Below are 19289 nucleotides of genomic sequence, written 5' to 3'. Positions count from 1 at the left end.
AGGGGGCGCGATTATGCCAGAAAAGACTGGAAATCGATCCCCTACCTGCTCATCGGTAACCTTCTTCGCCAAATTAATTTGTATCAAGGTGCATTACCCAAGCTTTTTACAGGGTTTTGCAAGGCCTTGATTACATTGAAAAAAATGCAAGAAGACGGCTTGGTGGCCGGTGTGCTGGAGGGCGCAGAGGCTTGTATGAAATATCTGAGAAACGTGTCTGACATGCTCCAAACCTGTGCAATACAGGGGAGTTGGCCGCTGCCCGCGGGTAGCGGGCGCGCAAGGCATCGTCAGTCCACCGTGCTTGTAACCCGGTGAGTACGCTTACCCTCGAAAGTCTCAAAGGAAGGCATCAAGGCTCTTCGGCTTTGAGTTCCTCTTCCATTTTTTTCAGTTCTTGCTGGAAGACCTGATCCTGAACGGTAGGGCGTTTACGCCAGGCTTTGCGTTCCGGTTCGGGCTGGGCGGCGTAGGTGGTGACTTCCCCGCCGTAAACTTCCTTGTAACGTTGTTCCTGGCGCTCAAGTTCCACGCGCAGTTCGTCTTTCGTCACAGTGCTACCTGTATGAGTTGAGATAAATGTCTGGTGAAACGCACTGCAACGAATCGATTGAACCCGTCCGCCAACAAGACGCGGCCTGAAAAGGCAGCGGTGTTATCGGCAGGGCGGTCAAGACTTCCATGTTACAGGCGGCTACGGCACCAGATTAAAACTGACGCAGCATCAGTTTCCTGTTTCAGCGAGCGCACTGGCGGTGCATGGGTGATGATCATCAGGCGCTAGCCGGGGCTGAAGGCAATGGACATCGCTTCAGCGAATGGCGTCGACGGCAAATAAAAGTGCGGCGCCACTGAGGTGCATTATAGCGGCCGATTCGGGATTGACTATCTTTGCCAAGTTAAAAACGGTTCCGGATGTGTGATTGTTTTGTGACTCGCAACTTTTACCCATAGTTGCATCGTTGTTGTCGGGTGTTGTGTTTCTGGCGCCATTTAGCCAAACAACTAAGGCGCCGGGGACATGAGGGGATGCCGAGTTTAAAACGGTCGTGAGCGAATCCCGCAGGGGCCCAGGGATCGTTGCGATTATCGGTCGACGGTTCGATAATCGCCCGGTGTTGGCGATCTGGCGCTTGTGCATCTGTCTGCGAGCCGCTTGTATAGCCGTCGATCCGAACAAGAAAAAAAGGACCTGACATGAACGATCAAATGCGCAATTCCTTCACCTCGGTAGCGCCGCCGATCGTCGCCTCGCCGGCCAAGCGCATCCAGGCCCTGACCGGTGATCCGGATTTCATGACCTCCCTGGCCCGTGGCCTGGCGGTGGTCCAGGCGTTTCAGGAGCGCAAGCGCCACTTGACCATCGCCCAGATCAGCCACCGTACGGAAATCCCCCGGGCCGCCGTGCGCCGTTGCCTGCATACACTGATCAAGCTCGGCTACGCCACCACCGACGGCCGTACTTATTCGTTGCTGCCCAAAGTGCTGACCCTCGGTCACGCCTATCTGTCCTCGACGCCGCTGGCGGTGTCCGCCCAGCCTTACCTCGACCGCATGAGCGAGCAACTCCACGAAGCCTGCAACATGGCCACGCTGGAAGGTGATGACATTCTCTATATCGCCCGTTCGGCCACGACTCAACGCCTGATCTCGGTGGATCTGTCGGTGGGCGGGCGCTTGCCGGCGTATTGCACGTCCATGGGGCGTATTCTGTTGGCGGCGCTGGACGACACCTCGCTGCGCGAATACCTCGACCACGCCGAACTGGTGGCCAAGACGAGCCGCACGCTGCACACCCCGGAAACCTTGCTCGAGTGTTTGCAGGAAGTGCGGCAGCAGGGCTGGTGCATCGTCGATCAGGAACTGGAACAAGGTCTGCGCTCGATTGCGGTGCCGGTGTATGACGCCTCCGGCCAGGTGGTGGCCGCGCTTAACGTCAGCACCCACGCCGGTCGCGTCAGCCGCACCGAGCTTGAGCAGCGCTTTTTGCCGGGCCTGTTGAGTGCAAGCCGGGACCTGAGCGCGCAGTTGTTTGCCTGATGAAGCTGTTCGATAAACGCACAGAGTTGCGTTTATCGAATTGACGCTAAAACCCCCGGATCATTAATGTCGCGGCAGCGTCATCCGGCGCTGTTGTGAATGAGCCCGCCGGATCGTCGACTCCCATAATAATGACAAGAGGCAACTTCCCATGCGCACGTTCCCCGACTGTCGCCGCTTCCGTTCCTGTTGCCGGTTTTAGCGCAACGCCTGATTCCCTCCCTATGCTTGTGTCCGTGCCAGTCTTTGGCCGGTCGCCGTTCGACTGCGTTTTTTGCGTGGAATAAAAATAATGAACCAGCCTCAGTCCGCTGTGGGTAACTGCCTTGACGTGCAGTCCTTCATCAACGCCCAACCGATCTCGCGCTATCAGTGGCGCGTGGTGATTCTGTGTTTTCTGATTGTGTTTCTCGATGGCCTCGATACCGCTGCCATGGGTTTCATCGCACCGGCCCTGTCCCAGGACTGGGGCATCGACCGCGCCAGCCTCGGCCCGGTGATGAGCGCCGCGTTGATCGGCATGGTCTTTGGGGCACTGGGCTCCGGGCCATTGGCTGACCGCTTCGGGCGAAAAGTCGTACTGGTCGGGGCGGTATTTCTGTTCGGTGCGTTCAGCCTGGCGTCGGCCTACGCCACCAACGTCGAGCAATTGCTGGTGCTGCGTTTCCTCACCGGTCTTGGACTGGGTGCCGGCATGCCGAACGCCACCACGCTGCTGTCGGAATACACCCCGGAGCGCAAAAAGTCGCTGCTGGTGACCAGCATGTTTTGCGGTTTCAACCTGGGCATGGCCGGTGGCGGATTTATCTCGGCCAAGTTGATTCCGGCGTTTGGCTGGCACAGCCTGTTGCTGATCGGCGGGATTCTGCCGCTGATCCTCGCCGTGGTGTTGCTGCTCTGGCTGCCGGAATCGGCACGTTATCTGGTGGTGCGCAATCGTGGCACCGACAAAGTCCGCAAGACCCTCGCGCCGATCGATCCGGCCGTCGTTGCCCAAGCGGCGAGTTTCAGCGTCCCGGAACAGAAAACCGTCAAAGCGCGCAACGTGTTCGCAGTGATTTTCTCCGGCACTTACAGCACCGGCACGTTGTTGCTATGGCTGACCTACTTCATGGGCCTGGTGATCGTTTACCTGCTGACCAGTTGGCTGCCGACCCTGATGCGCGACAGCGGCGCGAGCATGGAGCAGGCGGCGTTCATCGGCGCGTTGTTCCAGTTCGGCGGGGTGTTGAGCGCGGTCGGCGTAGGCTGGGCGATGGACCGCTTCAATCCGCACAAGGTCATCGGCATTTTCTACCTGCTGGCCGGGGTGTTTGCCTACGCGGTCGGGCAGAGCCTGGGCAACATCACGCTGCTGGCGACGCTGGTGCTGGTAGCGGGCATGTGCGTCAACGGCGCGCAATCAGCGATGCCGTCGCTGGCGGCGCGGTTTTACCCGACTCAGGGTCGGGCGACCGGTGTGTCGTGGATGCTCGGGATCGGCCGTTTCGGCGCGATTCTCGGGGCGTGGATGGGCGCGACCCTGCTGGGCCTGGGCTGGAATTTCGAACAGGTGCTGACGGCGCTGGTGATTCCGGCCGGGCTGGCTACGGCAGCGGTGGTGATCAAGGGCTTGGTCAGTCACGCGGACGCGACCTGACGTTCACCGCAGGATCGATAGGTTGATAACAATCTGTTCGATAAACGAACACTCAGTCGATTATCGGATTGTTTGGCGAAAATCAGCGGCTTAATCTTCAGTGACTCCGGCGCACAACCTCGCGCCTTTTTATCACTGGCGATCCACTACAAAAAACAGGAGCCCGCTCCATGGCTGAGATCCTTTCGCTGCACGACGCGGTGAAGCAATTCGTCAACGACGGCGACACCGTCGCGCTCGAAGGCTTCACTCACTTGATCCCTACGGCGGCGGGTCATGAAATCATTCGTCAGGGCAAGAAAGATCTGACCCTGGTGCGGATGACGCCTGACCTGATCTATGACCAACTGATTGGCGCCGGCTGTGCACGCAAGTTGATTTTCTCCTGGGGCGGCAATCCTGGCGTGGGTTCGCTGCACCGTCTGCGCGACGCGGTCGAGAAACAATGGCCACACGCGCTGGAAATCGAAGAACACAGCCACGCCGACCTGGCCAATGCCTACGTCGCCGGCGCCTCCGGCCTACCGTTTGCGGTACTGCGGGCCTACGCCGGTTCCGACTTGCCGAAGGTCAACCCGCTGATCAAATCCGTGACGTGCCCGTTCACCGGTGAAGTGCTGGCAGCGGTGCCATCGGTGCGCCCGGACGTGACCGTGATCCACGCCCAGAAAGCCGACCGTCAGGGCAACGTGCTGTTGTGGGGCATCCTCGGCGTGCAGAAAGAAGCCGCACTGGCCGCCAAGCGTTGCATCGTCACCGTCGAAGAAATCGTCGACAACCTCAATGCGCCGATGAACGCCTGCGTGCTGCCGACCTGGGCCTTGAGCGCGGTCTGCCACGTACCCGGTGGCGCGCATCCGTCCTATGCCCACGGTTATACCGAACGTGACAACCGTTTCTATCAGGCGTGGGATCCGATCGCCCGCGACCGTGAGACGTTTACCGCGTGGATCAACGAATACATCCATGGCTGCGCTGACTTCAGCGAGTTTCAGGCCAAGTTGGCCGCTGCTTCGGAGGCCAAGTAATGACTTACACCACCAATGAAATGATGACCGTCGCTGCGGCCCGTCGCCTGAAGAACGGCTCGGTGTGCTTCGTCGGCATCGGCCTGCCGTCGAAAGCCGCCAACCTGGCTCGCCTGACCTCGTCGCCGGACGTGGTGCTGATCTACGAGTCCGGCCCGATCGGCGCCAAACCCAGCGTATTGCCACTGTCCATCGGTGACGGCGAACTGGCAGAAACCGCAGACACTGTCGTCCCGACCGGTGAGATTTTTCGCTACTGGCTGCAGGGCGGACGCATCGATGTCGGTTTTCTCGGTGCGGCGCAGGTCGACCGTTTCGGCAACATCAACACCACGGTGGTCGGTGATTACCACCAGCCGAAAGTGCGCTTGCCGGGTGCCGGTGGTGCGCCGGAGATCGCCGGTTCCGCGAAAAGCGTGCTGATCATCCTTAAACAGTCGGCGCGTTCGTTTGTCGACAAGCTCGATTTCATTACTTCGGTCGGCCATGGCGAGGGCGGCGATTCGCGCAAACGGCTGGGCCTGCCGGGCGCCGGCCCGGTCGGGATTATCACCGACCTGTGCATCATGGAGCCGGAAGAGGGCACCCACGAATTCGTGGTCACCGCACTGCACCCGGGCGTGACCCGCGAGCAAGTGGTCGCCGCCACCGGTTGGGCGATCCGTTTTGCCGACAGCGTTGCCACCAGCGCCGAACCCACCGAAGTCGAGCTGACCGCCCTGCGTGATCTCGAAGCGCGTACTGCAGCAGCCCATGGCCAGGCACCGGGAGAAGCATGATGCGTGATGTTTATATCTGCGATGCGATCCGTACGCCCATCGGTCGATTCGGTGGTGGTCTGGCGGCGGTTCGCGCTGATGATCTGGCCGCTGTGCCGATCAAGGCCCTGATGGAACGCAATCCGTCGGTGGACTGGAGCGCCATCGATGAGGTGTTCCTCGGCTGCGCCAACCAGGCCGGCGAAGACAACCGCAACGTCGCGCGCATGGCGCTGCTGCTGGCCGGTCTGCCGGACAGCGTTCCGGGCGTCACCCTCAATCGCCTTTGCGCGTCGGGCATGGACGCCATCGGCACGGCGTTCCGCGCCATCGCCAGCGGTGAAATGGAGCTGGCGATTGCCGGCGGCGTCGAGTCGATGTCCCGCGCGCCGTTCGTGATGGGCAAGGCTGACGCCGCGTTCTCGCGCAACATGAAACTGGAAGACACCACCATCGGCTGGCGTTTCATCAACCCTTTGATGAAGGCCCAGTACGGCGTCGATGCGATGCCGCAGACCGCCGATAACGTCGCCGACGATTACGAAATTTCCCGCGAGGATCAGGACGCTTTCGCCCTGCGCAGTCAGCAACGTACTGCCGCCGCTCAGGCTGCCGGCTACTTCGCCGAGGAAATCGTCGAAGTGCGGATCGCCCACAAGAAGGGCGAAACCGTAGTCAGCCAGGACGAACATCCTCGCGCCGACACCACGCTTGAAGCCCTGACCAAATTGAAACCGGTCAACGGCCCGGACAAGACCGTCACCGCTGGCAACGCTTCGGGCGTGAATGACGGGGCCGCCGCGCTGATTCTGGCCTCGGCCGAAGCGGTGAAAAAACACGGTTTGACCGCCCGCGCCAAAGTGCTGGGGATGGCCAGCGCCGGGGTTGCACCACGGGTGATGGGCATTGGCCCGGTGCCAGCGGTGCGCAAACTCACCGAGCGCCTCGGCGTGGCGGTCAGCGATTTCGATGTGATCGAACTCAACGAAGCGTTTGCCAGCCAAGGCTTGGCGGTGCTGCGCGAACTGGGGCTGGCGGACGACGCGGCCCAGGTCAACCCGAACGGCGGCGCGATTGCCCTCGGCCATCCGTTGGGTATGAGCGGCGCGCGCCTGGTGCTGACCGCCCTGCATCAGCTGGAAAAGACCGGTGGCAAGAAAGGTCTGGCAACCATGTGCGTCGGTGTCGGTCAGGGTCTGGCCCTGGCCATCGAACGCGTCTGACGCAAGCCGTGACGAACAAGAACAGAGGAAAGCGAAATGACTGACAAGCCTGGTTACCGCCGCCCGCAGGAAGGCACCCAGCCGCCGTACCTGCACCCGAATTATCAATCCACCAATCTGCGCTCGCCGTCCAAGCCGTTGGTGTTTCTGCCTCACTCGTTGTCGGAAATCACTGGCCCGACCATCGGTGCCGAGCGAGTGGGCGACACTGATAACGATCTGACCGCCCAGCATCAGGGTGAGCCGCTGGGTGAGCGGATCATCATTCACGGGCGTGTGCTCGATGAAGACGGCCTGCCGGTGCCGGGGATTCTGGTGGAGATCTGGCAGGCCAACGCTGCCGGCCGCTACAACCACGCCCGCGACCTGCACGACGCACCGCTGGACCCGAACTTCACTGGCACTGGCCGCACCGTGACCGACGCCGATGGCTGGTATCAGTTCCAGACCATCAAGCCCGGCGCCTATCCGTGGGGCAACCACCACAACGCCTGGCGCCCGGCCCACGTGCATTTTTCGCTGTTCGGGCCGAGCATCCTGACGCGTCTGGTCACGCAAATGTACTTCCCGGGCGATCCGCTGCTTCCGTATGACCCGATCTACAACTGCGTGCCGGACACCTCGGCCAAGGAACGCCTGATCGCTGCTTTCGATCTGGAAAAAACCATTCCGTCCTACGCCCTCGCTTATCGCTGGGACATCGTGCTGCGCGGCCGCGAAGCCACGCCGATGGAGAAATGAGATGACCCTGACTGCGACCACGTCCCACACCGTCGGGCCGTATTACCACATCGGCCTGACCTGGCTGAATCGCGAGAACCTCGCCAACGAACTGACCCTTGGCCAGCGCGTGGCGATCACCGGGCAAGTGGTGGACGGTAACGGCGATGTCGTCAACGACGCCATGCTCGAAGTCTGGCAGGCCAACGCCGCCGGCAAATATGACCACCCGGAAGACGAGCAGGCCAAGCCGCTCGACCCTAATTTCGAAGGTTTCGGCCGGGTGCCGGTAGACGCCGAAGGGCGCTTCCGTTTCACCACGATCAAACCGGGCACGGTCGAAGGCCTGAAAGGCTCGACCCAGGCGCCGCACTTGGTGGTGCTGGTGTTCGCGCGCGGGTTGGTGAAGCACTTGCTGACGCGGATTTATTTCGAGGGCGATCCGGCGAACGTGAATGATCCGCTGCTCGAATGCGTACCGGCCGAGCGCCGCACCACGTTGCTGGCCAAGCCGGATGCGGCGGGCGTTTATCAGTGGAATGTGATCCTGCAGGGCACTGACGCGGAAACCGTGTTCTTCGATTACTGAAAGAACACCACGAATCCCTGTGGGAGCGAGCTTGCTCGCGAAAGCGGTGTGTCAGTCTCCATCGTTGTAGCCTGACAAGACGCCATCGCGAGCAAGCTCGCTCCCACAGGGATCTGCATCACCTTGGTATCTGTGGAACGGGACTGTTGCGAAGTGTGTCTAGACTCTCACTGTCCCTATCGAGTGAAAAACAATGACAACCACCACCTCTCATTACACCGGCGAGGAGCGCAGCAAGCGCATCTTTGCCATTGTCGGCGCCTCGTCCGGCAATCTGGTCGAATGGTTCGACTTCTACGTCTACGCATTCTGCGCGATCTATTTCGCCCCGGCGTTTTTCCCCTCGGACAACCCCACGGTGCAGTTGGTCAACACCGCAGGCGTGTTCGCCGCCGGGTTCCTGATGCGACCGATCGGCGGCTGGATCTTCGGCCGGGTGGCGGACAAGCACGGGCGCAAGAATTCGATGCTGATCTCGATTCTGATGATGTGCTTCGGCTCGTTGCTCATCGCCTGTCTGCCGACCTACAACAGCATCGGCGTCTGGGCGCCGGTGCTGTTGCTGTTCGCGCGTCTGTTGCAGGGCTTGTCGGTGGGCGGTGAGTACGGCACCACAGCGACTTACATGAGCGAAGTCGCGCTCAAGGGCCAGCGCGGTTTCTTCGCCTCGTTCCAGTACGTAACCCTGATTGGTGGTCAACTGCTGGCGGTGCTGGTGGTGGTGATCCTGCAACAGTTTCTCTCTGAAGATGAACTGCGCGCCTACGGCTGGCGGATTCCGTTTGTGGTCGGGGCGGTGGCGGCGCTTATTTCGTTGTTCCTGCGTCGTACGCTGAAAGAAACCACCAACAAGGAAACGCGCGCGCACAAAGACGCCGGCAGTATCAGTGCGCTGTTCCGCGATCACAAAGCCGCGTTTATCACCGTGCTGGGTTACACCGCCGGTGGATCGCTGATTTTCTATACCTTCACCACGTACATGCAGAAGTACCTGGTGAATACCGCCGGCATGCACGCCAAGACCGCGAGCTTCATCATGACCGGCGCGCTCTTCTTATATATGTGCATGCAGCCGCTGTTCGGCATGCTCGCCGACAAGATCGGCCGGCGTAATTCGATGCTCTGGTTCGGCGCCCTCGGTACGCTGTTCACCGTGCCGATCCTGTTGAGCCTGAAAAGCGTCAGCAGCCCGTTCCTGGCCTTTGTGTTGATCACTGTGGCGCTGGCGATCGTCAGTTTCTACACCTCGATCAGCGGCCTGGTGAAAGCCGAAATGTTCCCGCCGGAAGTCCGCGCTCTTGGCGTCGGCCTGGCCTATGCGGTGGCCAATGCGATCTTCGGCGGTTCGGCGGAATATGTGGCTCTGAGCCTCAAGGCCGGAGGCATGGAAAACGCTTTCTATTGGTACGTCACGGTGATGATGGCCGTAGCGTTCCTGTTCAGCCTGCGCCTGCCGAAACAGGCCGCGTATTTGCACCACGACCTTTGAACCAATGCGCGCGGGCCATCAAGGCCCGCGCCGGCAAGGACTGTTTATGACTCAGCGACCGGGCAATCAATTGTTCGATGCCTATTTCACTGCCCGCGATATGCGCGACGTGTTCTGCGATCAGGGCCGGGTGCAGGCGATGCTCGACTTCGAAGCGGCGCTGGCCCGGGCCGAAGCGCGGGTCGGGGTGATTCCGGCGAGTGCTGTGGCATCCATCGAAAACGCCTGCCGCGCCGGACTGTTCGATTTCGCCGCGTTGGGTGAAGCCATCGCCACGGCGGGCAATTCGGCGATTCCGCTGGTCAAGGCCTTGGGCAAACAGATTGCCGCCACCGATGTCGAGGCCGAGCGCTATGTGCATCTGGGCGCCACTAGCCAGGACGTGATGGATTCCGGGCTGGTGCTGCAATTGCGTCAGGCGCTGGAATTGATTGAAGGTGAGTTGGCGCAACTGGCTGAATCCCTCGCCATTCAGGCGCAACACCACGCCGCGACGCCGCTGGCCGGGCGCACCTGGCTGCAGCACGCGACACCAGTGACCCTCGGCATGAAGATCGCCGGCTGGCTTGGTGCCGTGACCCGCAGCCGTCAGCGTCTGCGCGAACTCAAGCCGCGCCTGCTGGTGCTGCAATTCGGTGGCGCGTCCGGCACCCTTGCGGCGCTTGGCGAACAAGCGATGCCGATTGCTCGTGCACTGGCTGAAGAACTGCAACTGACCCTGCCGGAACAACCGTGGCACACCCAGCGTGATCGCATCGTCGAGTTCGGTGCAGTGCTCGGTCTGATCGCCGGCAGCCTCGGCAAACTCGGTCGCGACATCAGCCTGTTGATGCAGACCGAAGCGGCGGAAGTGTTCGAACCTTCGGCGCCGGGCAAGGGCGGTTCCTCGACCATGCCGCACAAACGCAACCCGGTGGGTGCGGCGGTGTTGATCGGTGCGGCGACCCGCGTGCCGGGGCTGGTCTCGACGCTGTTCAGCGCCATGCCCCAGGAACACGAGCGCAGCCTCGGCTTGTGGCATGCCGAATGGGAAACCCTGCCGGACATCTGCTGCCTGGTGTCGGGCGCTCTGCAACAGGCGCGATTGCTGACCGACGGTCTGGAGGTCGATGCGGCGCGCATGGCCCGCAACCTGGAATTGACCCAAGGTCTGGTGCTGGCCGAGGCGGTGAGCATCGTCCTCGCGCAACGGGTCGGCCGCGACGCTGCGCATCATCTGCTCGAACAATGCTGCAAGCGGGCGGTGGCCGAGCAACGCCACCTGCGTGCGGTACTCGGTGAAGAACCGCAAGTGACCGTCGAACTCAGCGCAACCGAACTGGATCATCTGCTCGATCCCGCCCATTACCTCGGTCAGGCGCAGACCTGGGTCGAGCGTGCGGTGGCCGAACACAACGCATTGTCTGACTGAAAGGAGAGGGCTGTGGCTTTCGTTCAACTCGCCGATGGCGACCTGCATTACTCATTGGAAGGCCCGGCCGATGCGCCGCTGCTGGTGCTGTCCAACTCGTTGGGCACCGACCTGCACATGTGGGACGCCCAGATGCCGGCGTTCACCGAGCACTTTCGCGTGCTGCGTTTCGACACTCGCGGTCACGGCCAGTCGCTGGTGACGCCGGGCCCTTACAGCATCGAGCAACTGGGCCACGACGTGCTGGCACTGCTGGATGCGCTGCACATTGAACGTGCGCATTTCTGCGGTCTGTCGATGGGCGGCTTGATCGGCCAGTGGCTGGGTATCAACGCCGGCCAGCGGCTGAACAAACTGATCGTCTGCAATACGGCGGCGAAAATCGGCGACCCGTCGGTGTGGAATCCGCGCATTGAAACCGTGCTGCGCGACGGCCCGGCGGCGATGGTCGCCTTGCGTGATGCGTCGATTGCCCGTTGGTTTACCCCGGACTTTTCCGCCGCCCATCCGGCAGCGGCCAAGCAGATCACCGACATGCTGGCCGCGACCAATCCTGAAGGTTACGCCGCTAATTGTGCGGCGGTGCGCGATGCGGATTTCCGTGATCAACTGGCGTCGATCAAGGCGCCGCTGCTGGTGATCGCCGGTACGGAAGATGCGGTGACGCCGCCGTCCGGCGGGCATTTCATTCAGGAGCATGTGCACGGCGCCGAGTACGCCGAGTTCTATGCCGCACACCTTTCCAACGTTCAGGCCGGCGACGCGTTCAGCGACCGCGTGCTGACATTTCTGCTGGCCGCTTGAGGGGATTTCCGTGGACGAGAAACAACGTTATGACGACGGCATGCAAGTGCGCCGCGCGGTGCTCGGCGACGCTCATGTCGATCGCAGCCTGACCACGCTGACCGAGTTCAACTCGGAGTTCCAGGAGATGATTACCCGTCACGCCTGGGGCGACATCTGGACCCGTCCGGGCCTGCCGCGCCACACCCGCAGCCTGATCACCATCGCCATGCTGATCGGCATGAACCGCGAAGGCGAACTCAAGTTGCATCTGCGCGCAGCGGCCAACAATGGCGTGAGCCGGGGCGAGATCAAGGAAGTGATCATGCAGAGCGCGATCTACTGCGGGATTCCGGCGGCGAATGCGACGTTTCATCTGGCCGAGTCGGTGTGGGATGAGTTGGGTACCGAGTCACGCGAGTAACTGCCGAATTTGAAGAGTCGCAGCCTGTTGAAGGCTGCGATCCTTTGAGCTTCACACCTTGGCAACAATGAAAATCCGCTTGAACGGAAACAACGTATGCCCGTCGTCCTCCTGCGGATAATGCGCCTGCACCCGCATCAGGTAGTGATAAATGAAGCGCGCCTGTTCCTCTGAGGTCAGTCCCTGCATCACCGGCCGCAGCGCCGACACCTTCACCCAGTCATAAATCGGCGACTTGCCGTCAACCACCTGCAATTGCTCGGTCTCCCAGATATCCAGCGAAGTGGTCAGCGGTGCCAGCAAACGGTAGTAACCCTCCAGTGACAACAACGGTCGCGCCGCCATGCGCTGGCGCAGTTGAGTGCTGCCCAAGGGTTTGCCTCCGGCATCGTCGAGGGTCTCGAGCGTCAGTTGATACCACAGCGCATCGCGCCAGTCGGGCATGTGCGCGGCCAGGCAGCCGCCGGGATTGAGCTGGCCAAGCAGGTGCGGCAGCAAGTGCGCATGATCGTCGATGAAATGCAGCACGGCGGCCGCCAGCAATAGATCCGCCCGTTGCTCCGGCTGCCAGTCGAGCAGATCGCATTGTTGCCACGATGCCTTGATTGGCAGACTGCGGGCTTCATCGAGCATTTTCTCTGAGCTGTCGATACCCGCGAGCTGTGCACGAGGCCAGCGTTCGGCCAACAGTTGCGTGGCGATGCCAGTGCCGCAGCCGAGGTCATAAATACGCTGGGGATTGTGCAGTTCGACGCGGTCGAGCAATTCATGGACCGGGCGCTGCCTGAGACGGGAAAACTGCTGGTAGGCCTTGGCATCCCAGTCGGGAGCCGATTTGAGTCGGGTGATCATGAGGTCGTCCTCCAGTGATCAGCAGGGTCTTCCGATGACAACCTGGCCAAGTCTTGAGGACCGACATCAACAGATAACGGAAGCAGGAAGGGTGGAGCACCTGAGTCCTTCAGGTGGATCCACTCTACTCGACGGCTGGCGACGTGCCATTAATCCTGACGGATGGCACAGCGACCTAGAGCAGGCTGATCGGGTAACTGATGATCAACCGGTTCTCGTCGAACTCGTTGTTGCTGAAGTCGCGGCGCATGGTCGAGTTGCGCCATCTGACGTTCAGGTTCTTGAGCGTGCCGCTCTGCACGGTGTAGCCCAGTTCCGATTCGCGGCCCCATTCCTTGCCATCGGTGATCGTACCGGTGTGGACGTTGTCGCCGCTGATGTAGCGGTTCATCAGGGTCAGGCCGGGAACGCCGAGGGCGGCGAAGTTGTAGTCGTGGCGCAGTTGCCAGGAACGTTCCTGGGCGTTGTCGTAGCTTGAGTTGTAGCTGTCGTTGGCGAGGGTGCCGCCGCTGGTGCCGTTGACGCGCATCCAGGCGCTGTCGCCCGTGAGTTTTTGCAGGCCGACGTAGAAAGTGTTGCCGCCGTATCGCGCAGAGAACATCCCCGACCAGGTCTTGTTGTCGAGCTCGCCGGCCCGGGCGCTGCCGTCGTCCTTGCCGTAGAAGAAACCGAGGTTGGCGCCCAGGGTCCAGTCGCCCAGCGGCTGGCTGTGGGTCAGATTGACGTACTGCTGGCTGTAGATGTCCTTGAGTTCGGCGTTCCACAGGCCGATCTGCGTGCGCTTGTCATTGAACGCGTATTCGCCGCCCTGAAAGTTGAAGCGGTCGGAGGTGAACGCCGCTTTGCCGAACATCGACATGTCGCTCATGCTGCTGTCATCACGGGGACTGTTGGCGCGGAACTGGCCGCCGTACAGGGTCAGGCCGGCGATTTCCTTCGAGGTGATCTGCCCGCCGCGAAAGGTCTGCGGCAGCGAGCGGCCGTCGTCCGAACGCAGGATCGGCAGCACCGGCATCCATTCGCCGACCTTGATTTCGGTCTGCGACAGTTTGGCCTTGAACGCCACGTTGGTGCGGCCGAAGTTGTCCGCCGGGTGACCGTCATGATCCAGCGGCAACGCCTGGGTACCGCCGGTGCCTTTGCCGCCATCGAGTTTCACCGAGTACAACCCCAATACGTCCATGCCGAAACCGACGGTGCCCTGGGTGAAACCGGATTTGGCGTCGAGGATGAAGTTCTGCGTCCACTCCTGCGCCATGCCCTGGGCCTTGGTCGGATTGGTGAAATTGCGGTTGATGTAGAAGTTGCGCAGGTTCAGATCGGCCTTGGCCCCTTCGATGAAACCGGCCTCTTCGGCCGCGACGGGCAAAGCGGCGCCGACCAGTGCGAGGGCGATCAGGCCGGGAAATACATGCGGCGCAGTGGGTTGGGTCATCGCAGAATCTCTTGTTATTTTTTTTGGGTCGAACGAAGTCCGTTACTGCCGTTTTCGAGGCAGGCATGGAATGGCGAATTTGGGGGAGAGCGGTGTTGATCAGCCGGGCGGGGCAGGGTGCTGGAGCATGGTGTCGAACCTGTTGTTATTGGTTTTGTGGCTCGAATGGTGCGGGGCGGGAGTGGCGCGGTTCAATCGCTGAAAGCGGGTTCTGGGCGATTATCGAACGTAAGATATGCAGGCAACAAAAAGCCCGCCAATCGGCGGGCTCCTTGTGTTCACCGGATGATCAGAACAACTTCATCTTTGGCGCTTCTTCTTTCAGCGGCTCGTTCTGCGCGGTTTGCGCATTCCAGCCACCGCCCAGGGCCTTGTACAGGTTGACCGCACTGGTCAGCTGCGCGAGGCGGTCGGTGATCAGGGCCTGTTGGGCGCTGAACAGCTGACGCTGGGCATCGAGGAAGGTCAGGTTGCTGTCGACGCCAATGCGGTAGCGACGCTCGGCCAGACGGTAGTAGTCCTGGTTGGCCTGAACGAAGTCACGCTGCGCCTGCAACTGCTCGGTGTAGGTCTGGCGCGCGGCCAGGCCATCGGCGACTTCCTGGAAGGCCGTTTGAATGGACTTCTCGTAGTTCGCCACGCCGATGTCTTTCTGGATCTTGGCGTAGTCGAGGCTGGCGCGCAGGCTGCCGGCGTTGAAGATCGGCAGGTTGATCTGCGGCTGGAACAGCCACGTGCCCGAACCACCCTTGAACAGGCCGGACAGGTCCGGGCTCAGGCTGCCCGCGTTGGCGGTCAGGCTGATGCTCGGGAAGAACGCTGCACGGGCCGCGCCGATGTTGGCGTTGGCGGCCTTCAGGTTGTACTCGGCCTGAAGGATGTCCGGACGACGTTGCAGCAGATCCGACGGCAAACCGGCCGGCACATCGCTGAGCAGGTCGTCGGCCAGCGGTTTGGCCGCTTGCAGGTTGGCCGGCACGCCGGTGCCGAGCAGCAGGGTCAGGCTGTTTTCGTCCTGAGCGACCTGGCGGGTGTAGCGCGCCAGTTGTGCACGAGCGTTCTCGACCGAGGTGCGCGACTGCGCCAGGTCCAGCGCCGAGGCCACACCGACCTCGTTGCTGCGGCTGGTCAGCTTGTAGCTTTCCTCGAAGGCACCGAGGGTGTCCTGAGTCAGCTTCAGCAGTTCCTTGTCGGCCTGCCAGGTCAGGTAGGCATTGGCCACGCTGGCCACCAGGCTGATCTGGGTGCTGCGGCGCGCTTCTTCGGTGGCGAAGTATTGTTGCAGCGCTTGTTCGCTCAGGCTGCGAACCCGACCGAACAGGTCGAGCTCGTAGGCGCTGATGCCGACGGTGGCGGTGTAGGAACTGGTGATGCTCGCTTCACCGGTCTGCGACGCACGGGCCGGAACCCGCTGACGGCTGCCGCTGGCATTGGCCGAAACGGCCGGGAACAGGTCGGCACGCTGGATGCGGTACTGAGCCGCGTAGGCGTCGATGTTCAACGCCGCGACACGCAGGTCGCGGTTGTTTTCCAGGGCGACCTGGATCAGCTGTTGCAGGGCAGGGTCATGGAAAAACTGCTTCCAGCCTTGCTCGGCAGCGGCCTGCGCCGGTGCCTGGGCCGGCGAGTACGCCGGGCCCTGCGGGAATTGCGCGGCCACCGGTGCTTGCGGCTGCTGATAATCCGGTATCAGCGAGCAACCGCTCAGCACGAAGGCGGCGACTGCGATGGAGAGTAGCGACTTGCTCATTGGCCAGCCTCTTTAGGAGTTTCTATGGCGTCATCCTTGCCGGCGTTTTTGCGCTGGCCCAAGGACGACACAGTGACGAAGAACAGTGGGACCCAGAAGATCGCCAGGATCGTGGCCGTGAGCATACCGCCAATTACGCCTGTACCGATCGCGTGTTGACTGCCCGAGCCTGCGCCGGTCGAGATCGCCAACGGTACAACACCGAGGACGAAAGCCAGCGACGTCATGATGATCGGTCGCAGACGCATGCGGCAGGCTTCGATCGCCGCATCGCGCAGACTGCGCCCTTGCTCGTGCAGCTCCTTGGCAAATTCAACGATCAGAATGGCGTTTTTAGCTGCCAGACCGATGGTCGTCAACAGACCCACCTGGAAGTACACGTCGTTCGACAGACCCCGCAGGCTGGTAGCCATCAGCGCACCGATGATCCCCAGAGGCACCACGAGCATGACCGCGATCGGAATCGACCAGCTTTCATACAGCGCGGCGAGGCACAGGAACACCATCAGCAGCGACAGAGCGTACAGCGCTGGCGCTTGCGAGCCGGACAGACGTTCCTCGTAGGACAGACCGGTCCAGGAGATACCGACACCTGGCGGCAGCTTGGCGGCAATCGCTTCGACTTCGGCCATCGCTTCACCGGTCGAGTAGCCCGGCGCCGGAGAACCGAGGATCTCCATCGCTTCTACACCGTTGTAGCGCGCCAGTTTTGGCGAACCGTAGATCCACTCGCCCTTGGCGAACGCGGAGAACGGAACCATGGTGCCCGCGCTGTTGCGCACGTACCACTTCTTCAGGTCTTCCGGGCTCATGCGCGAGCCAGGCTGGCCTTGCACATAAACCTTCTTCACACGACCGCGGTCGATGAAGTCGTTGACGTAGCTACTACCGAAGGAGATCGACAGGGTGCTGTTGATGTCGGAAAGGCTCAAGCCAAGGGCCTGGGCTTTCTCGTCGTCGATTTCCAAATGGTATTGCGGCTCGTCGTTCAGACCGTTCGGACGCACCTGGTAGAGCACCTTGCTCTGCGCGGCCATGCCGAGGAACTGGTTACGGGCTTCCATCAGTTTGTCGTGACCGATACCGGCGCGGTCCTGCAGGAACACGTCGAAACCGGTGGCGTTACCCAGCTCCAGTACGGCCGGAGGGGCGAAAGCAAACACCATCGCATCGCGGAAAGTGAAGAAGTGCTGCTGGGCGCGTTGAGCCAGTGCGAACACGCTGTTGCTCGCGTCACGCTCGTGCCATGGCTTGAGCATGATGAACGCCAGACCGGAGCTCTGGCCGCGACCGGCGAAGTTGAAGCCGTTCACGGTGAACACCGAGGCTACCGAACTGGACTCTTTATCCAGCAGGTAGGTACGCATTTCATCGATCACCACCTGCGTGCGTTCGGCACTGGAACCGGCAGGCGTCTGTACCTGGGCGAACAGTACGCCCTGGTCTTCTTCCGGCAGGAACGCGGTCGGAATGCGGGTGAACAGCCAGATCATGCCGACCACGATCAACAGGTAGGCCAACAGATACGGCGCCTTGCGCTGCAGCATGTTGCCGACACCGCGCTCGTAACTGCGAACGCTACGATCGAAGTTGCGGTTGAACCAGCCGAAGAAACCGCGCTTCGGCATGCCGTGCTCGCCTTTCGGAATCGCCTTGAGCATGGTGGCGCAGAGTGCCGGGGTGAAGATCAGCGCGACCAGGACCGACAGGGCCATGGCCGAAACGATGGTGATCGAGAACTGTTTGTAGATCACACCAGTGGAGCCGCTGAAGAACGCCATCGGCAGCAGTACCGCCGACAGAACGAGCGCGATACCGACCAGTGCGCCCTGGATCTGGCCCATGGACTTCTTGGTCGCCTCCTTCGGTGACAGGCCTTCTTCGGCCATCACCCGCTCGACGTTCTCCACCACGACGATGGCGTCGTCCACCAGCAAGCCGATGGCCAATACCATACCGAACATGGTCAGGGTGTTGATGCTGAAACCGGCGGCCGCGAGGATGCCGAACGTACCGAGCAATACCACCGGCACGGTCATCGTGGTGATGACGGTGGCGCGGAAGTTCTGCAGGAACAGGAACATCACCAGGAACACCAGCACGATCGCTTCGACCAGGGTTTCAACTACACCCTTGATCGATTCGGTCACCACCGGAGTGGTGTCGTACGGGAACACCACTTCCATGCCTTGCGGGAAGAACGGCTTGAGGTCGTCAATCGTCTTGCGCAGAGCTTTGGCGGTGTCGAGGGCGTTGGCACCGTTGGCCAGTTTCACCGCCAGACCGGAAGCCGGTTTGCCGTTGAACTGCGCCGCGATGCTGGAGTTTTCACCGCCCAGACCGACGTCGGCGACATCACCGATACGCACTTGCGAGCCATCCTGGTTGACCTTCAGCAGAATCGCCTTGAACTGCTCGGCAGTCTGCAGACGGGTCTTGCCGATGATCGTGGCGTTCAGTTGCTGGCCTGGCAGCGCCGGCAGACCGCCGAGCTGACCGGAGGAAATCTGCACGTTCTGCGCCGAGATCGCGGCGCTGACATCGGCCGGGGTCAGGTTGTACTTGTTCAGCTTGGCCGGGTCGAGCCAGATGCGCATCGCGTACTGGGCACCGAAGACCTGGAAGTCACCGACACCGGCGGTCCGCGAGATCGGGTCCTGCATGTTCGACACGATGTAGTTGGACAGGTCGTCCTTGGACATGCTGCCGTCACGCGATACCACGCCGATCACCAGCAGGAAGTTTTTCACTGCCTTGGTCACGCGGATACCCTGTTGCTGCACTTCTTGCGGCAACAGCGGGGTGGCCAGGTTCAGCTTGTTCTGGACCTGGACCTGCGCGGTGTCGGAGTTGGTGCCTTGCTCGAAGGTCGCGGTGATGGTCATGCTGCCGTCGGAGTTACTTTCCGACGACACATAACGCAGGTTGTCGATACCGTTGAGCTGTTGCTCGATCACCTGCACCACGGTGTCCTGAACCGTCTGTGCCGAAGCACCCGGGTAGGTCACGGAAATCGCAATGGCCGGTGGCGCAATGCTCGGGTACTGGTTGATCGGCAACTTGAGGATCGATAGTGCCCCGACCAGCATGATCACCAGGGCAATTACCCAGGCGAAAATCGGACGGTCGATAAAAAATTTCGACATGA

At 61.4% G+C, this 19289-nt stretch carries 16 protein-coding genes; 11 read left to right on the top strand and 5 right to left on the bottom strand.

Annotated features, from left to right (window positions below; translation table 11 throughout):
- Positions 1–352: 352 nt before the first annotated feature.
- On the bottom strand, positions 353–553 hold the full coding sequence (locus tag JJN09_RS00995) for a hypothetical protein (protein WP_249485081.1): 201 nt from the start codon (positions 551–553) through the stop codon (positions 353–355).
- Positions 554–1197: 644 nt separating this feature from the next.
- On the opposite strand from JJN09_RS00995, the gene pcaR reads away from it, so the two are divergent.
- From pcaR to pcaC, 11 genes are all read left to right on the top strand, one after another.
- Positions 1198–2040: a pca regulon transcriptional regulator PcaR gene (pcaR, locus tag JJN09_RS00990; protein ID WP_249485080.1), complete on the top strand. Its 843-nt coding sequence runs from the start codon at positions 1198–1200 to the stop codon at positions 2038–2040.
- A gap of 292 nt (positions 2041–2332) precedes the next feature.
- Positions 2333–3679 (top strand): MFS transporter, encoded by a 1347-nt coding sequence (locus tag JJN09_RS00985; protein WP_249485079.1) that lies wholly within the window; start codon positions 2333–2335, stop codon positions 3677–3679.
- A gap of 170 nt (positions 3680–3849) precedes the next feature.
- Positions 3850–4707 (top strand): CoA transferase subunit A, encoded by an 858-nt coding sequence (locus tag JJN09_RS00980; RefSeq protein WP_003222404.1) that lies wholly within the window; start codon positions 3850–3852, stop codon positions 4705–4707.
- Positions 4707–5486, top strand: a complete 780-nt coding sequence (locus JJN09_RS00975) for a CoA-transferase subunit beta (protein ID WP_096819489.1) — start codon at positions 4707–4709, stop codon at positions 5484–5486. The genes JJN09_RS00980 and JJN09_RS00975 overlap by 1 nt, the downstream gene beginning before the upstream one ends.
- Positions 5483–6688 (top strand): 3-oxoadipyl-CoA thiolase, encoded by a 1206-nt coding sequence (pcaF, locus tag JJN09_RS00970; protein ID WP_249485078.1) that lies wholly within the window; start codon positions 5483–5485, stop codon positions 6686–6688. Before JJN09_RS00975 ends, pcaF begins: the two co-directional genes overlap by 4 nt.
- A gap of 36 nt (positions 6689–6724) precedes the next feature.
- Positions 6725–7429: a protocatechuate 3,4-dioxygenase subunit beta gene (gene pcaH / locus JJN09_RS00965; protein ID WP_249485077.1), complete on the top strand. Its 705-nt coding sequence runs from the start codon at positions 6725–6727 to the stop codon at positions 7427–7429.
- A 1-nt stretch (position 7430) separates the two neighbouring features.
- On the top strand, positions 7431–7997 hold the full coding sequence (gene pcaG / locus JJN09_RS00960; protein ID WP_064593979.1) for a protocatechuate 3,4-dioxygenase subunit alpha: 567 nt from the start codon (positions 7431–7433) through the stop codon (positions 7995–7997).
- A gap of 193 nt (positions 7998–8190) precedes the next feature.
- On the top strand, positions 8191–9486 hold the full coding sequence (locus JJN09_RS00955) for an MFS family transporter (protein ID WP_249485076.1): 1296 nt from the start codon (positions 8191–8193) through the stop codon (positions 9484–9486).
- A gap of 46 nt (positions 9487–9532) precedes the next feature.
- Entirely contained in the window at positions 9533–10897 is a 1365-nt protein-coding gene (locus JJN09_RS00950; protein WP_249485075.1) for a 3-carboxy-cis,cis-muconate cycloisomerase, read from the top strand.
- A gap of 12 nt (positions 10898–10909) precedes the next feature.
- Entirely contained in the window at positions 10910–11701 is a 792-nt protein-coding gene (gene pcaD / locus JJN09_RS00945; protein WP_249485073.1) for a 3-oxoadipate enol-lactonase, read from the top strand.
- 10 nt (positions 11702–11711) lie between these two features.
- Positions 11712–12104 (top strand): 4-carboxymuconolactone decarboxylase, encoded by a 393-nt coding sequence (pcaC, locus tag JJN09_RS00940; protein ID WP_011332825.1) that lies wholly within the window; start codon positions 11712–11714, stop codon positions 12102–12104.
- A gap of 51 nt (positions 12105–12155) precedes the next feature.
- Here pcaC and JJN09_RS00935 read toward each other — a convergent pair whose 3' ends face one another.
- From JJN09_RS00935 to emhB, 4 genes are all read right to left on the bottom strand, one after another.
- Positions 12156–12956 carry a methyltransferase domain-containing protein gene (locus JJN09_RS00935; protein ID WP_249485071.1) on the bottom strand — a complete coding sequence of 267 codons (801 nt, stop codon included), beginning with the start codon at positions 12954–12956 and terminating at the stop codon, positions 12156–12158.
- 175 nt (positions 12957–13131) lie between these two features.
- Positions 13132–14391 (bottom strand): OprD family porin, encoded by a 1260-nt coding sequence (locus tag JJN09_RS00930; RefSeq protein WP_249485070.1) that lies wholly within the window; start codon positions 14389–14391, stop codon positions 13132–13134.
- A gap of 289 nt (positions 14392–14680) precedes the next feature.
- Positions 14681–16141, bottom strand: a complete 1461-nt coding sequence (emhC, locus tag JJN09_RS00925) for an efflux RND transporter outer membrane subunit EmhC (protein WP_249485069.1) — start codon at positions 16139–16141, stop codon at positions 14681–14683.
- On the bottom strand, positions 16138–19287 hold the full coding sequence (gene emhB / locus JJN09_RS00920; RefSeq protein WP_249485068.1) for an efflux RND transporter permease subunit EmhB: 3150 nt from the start codon (positions 19285–19287) through the stop codon (positions 16138–16140). The genes emhC and emhB overlap by 4 nt, the downstream gene beginning before the upstream one ends.
- Between the last annotated feature and the right edge of the window lie 2 nt (positions 19288–19289).

Source organism: Pseudomonas sp. HS6, assembly GCF_023375815.1.
GTDB lineage: Bacteria > Pseudomonadota > Gammaproteobacteria > Pseudomonadales > Pseudomonadaceae > Aquipseudomonas.
Note: the sequence above shows the minus strand (reverse complement) of the source record. Positions and strands in the feature narration are given on the sequence as shown.

What these genes read in the sequence shown, in the direction of transcription:
- JJN09_RS00950 (WP_249485075.1), top strand. Translation starts at nt 9,533, where the DNA reads ATGACTCAGCGACCGGGCAATCAATTGTTCGATGCCTATTTCACTGCC.
- emhC (WP_249485069.1), bottom strand. Translation starts at nt 16,141, where the DNA reads ATGAGCAAGTCGCTACTCTCCATCGCAGTCGCCGCCTTCGTGCTGAGC.
- JJN09_RS00935 (WP_249485071.1), bottom strand. Translation starts at nt 12,956, where the DNA reads ATGATCACCCGACTCAAATCGGCTCCCGACTGGGATGCCAAGGCCTAC.
- JJN09_RS00985 (WP_249485079.1), top strand. Translation starts at nt 2,333, where the DNA reads ATGAACCAGCCTCAGTCCGCTGTGGGTAACTGCCTTGACGTGCAGTCC.
- pcaH (WP_249485077.1), top strand. Translation starts at nt 6,725, where the DNA reads ATGACTGACAAGCCTGGTTACCGCCGCCCGCAGGAAGGCACCCAGCCG.
- pcaR (WP_249485080.1), top strand. Translation starts at nt 1,198, where the DNA reads ATGAACGATCAAATGCGCAATTCCTTCACCTCGGTAGCGCCGCCGATC.
- emhB (WP_249485068.1), bottom strand. Translation starts at nt 19,287, where the DNA reads ATGTCGAAATTTTTTATCGACCGTCCGATTTTCGCCTGGGTAATTGCC.
- JJN09_RS00980 (WP_003222404.1), top strand. Translation starts at nt 3,850, where the DNA reads ATGGCTGAGATCCTTTCGCTGCACGACGCGGTGAAGCAATTCGTCAAC.
- pcaF (WP_249485078.1), top strand. Translation starts at nt 5,483, where the DNA reads ATGATGCGTGATGTTTATATCTGCGATGCGATCCGTACGCCCATCGGT.
- JJN09_RS00955 (WP_249485076.1), top strand. Translation starts at nt 8,191, where the DNA reads ATGACAACCACCACCTCTCATTACACCGGCGAGGAGCGCAGCAAGCGC.
- JJN09_RS00930 (WP_249485070.1), bottom strand. Translation starts at nt 14,391, where the DNA reads ATGACCCAACCCACTGCGCCGCATGTATTTCCCGGCCTGATCGCCCTC.
- JJN09_RS00975 (WP_096819489.1), top strand. Translation starts at nt 4,707, where the DNA reads ATGACTTACACCACCAATGAAATGATGACCGTCGCTGCGGCCCGTCGC.
- pcaG (WP_064593979.1), top strand. Translation starts at nt 7,431, where the DNA reads ATGACCCTGACTGCGACCACGTCCCACACCGTCGGGCCGTATTACCAC.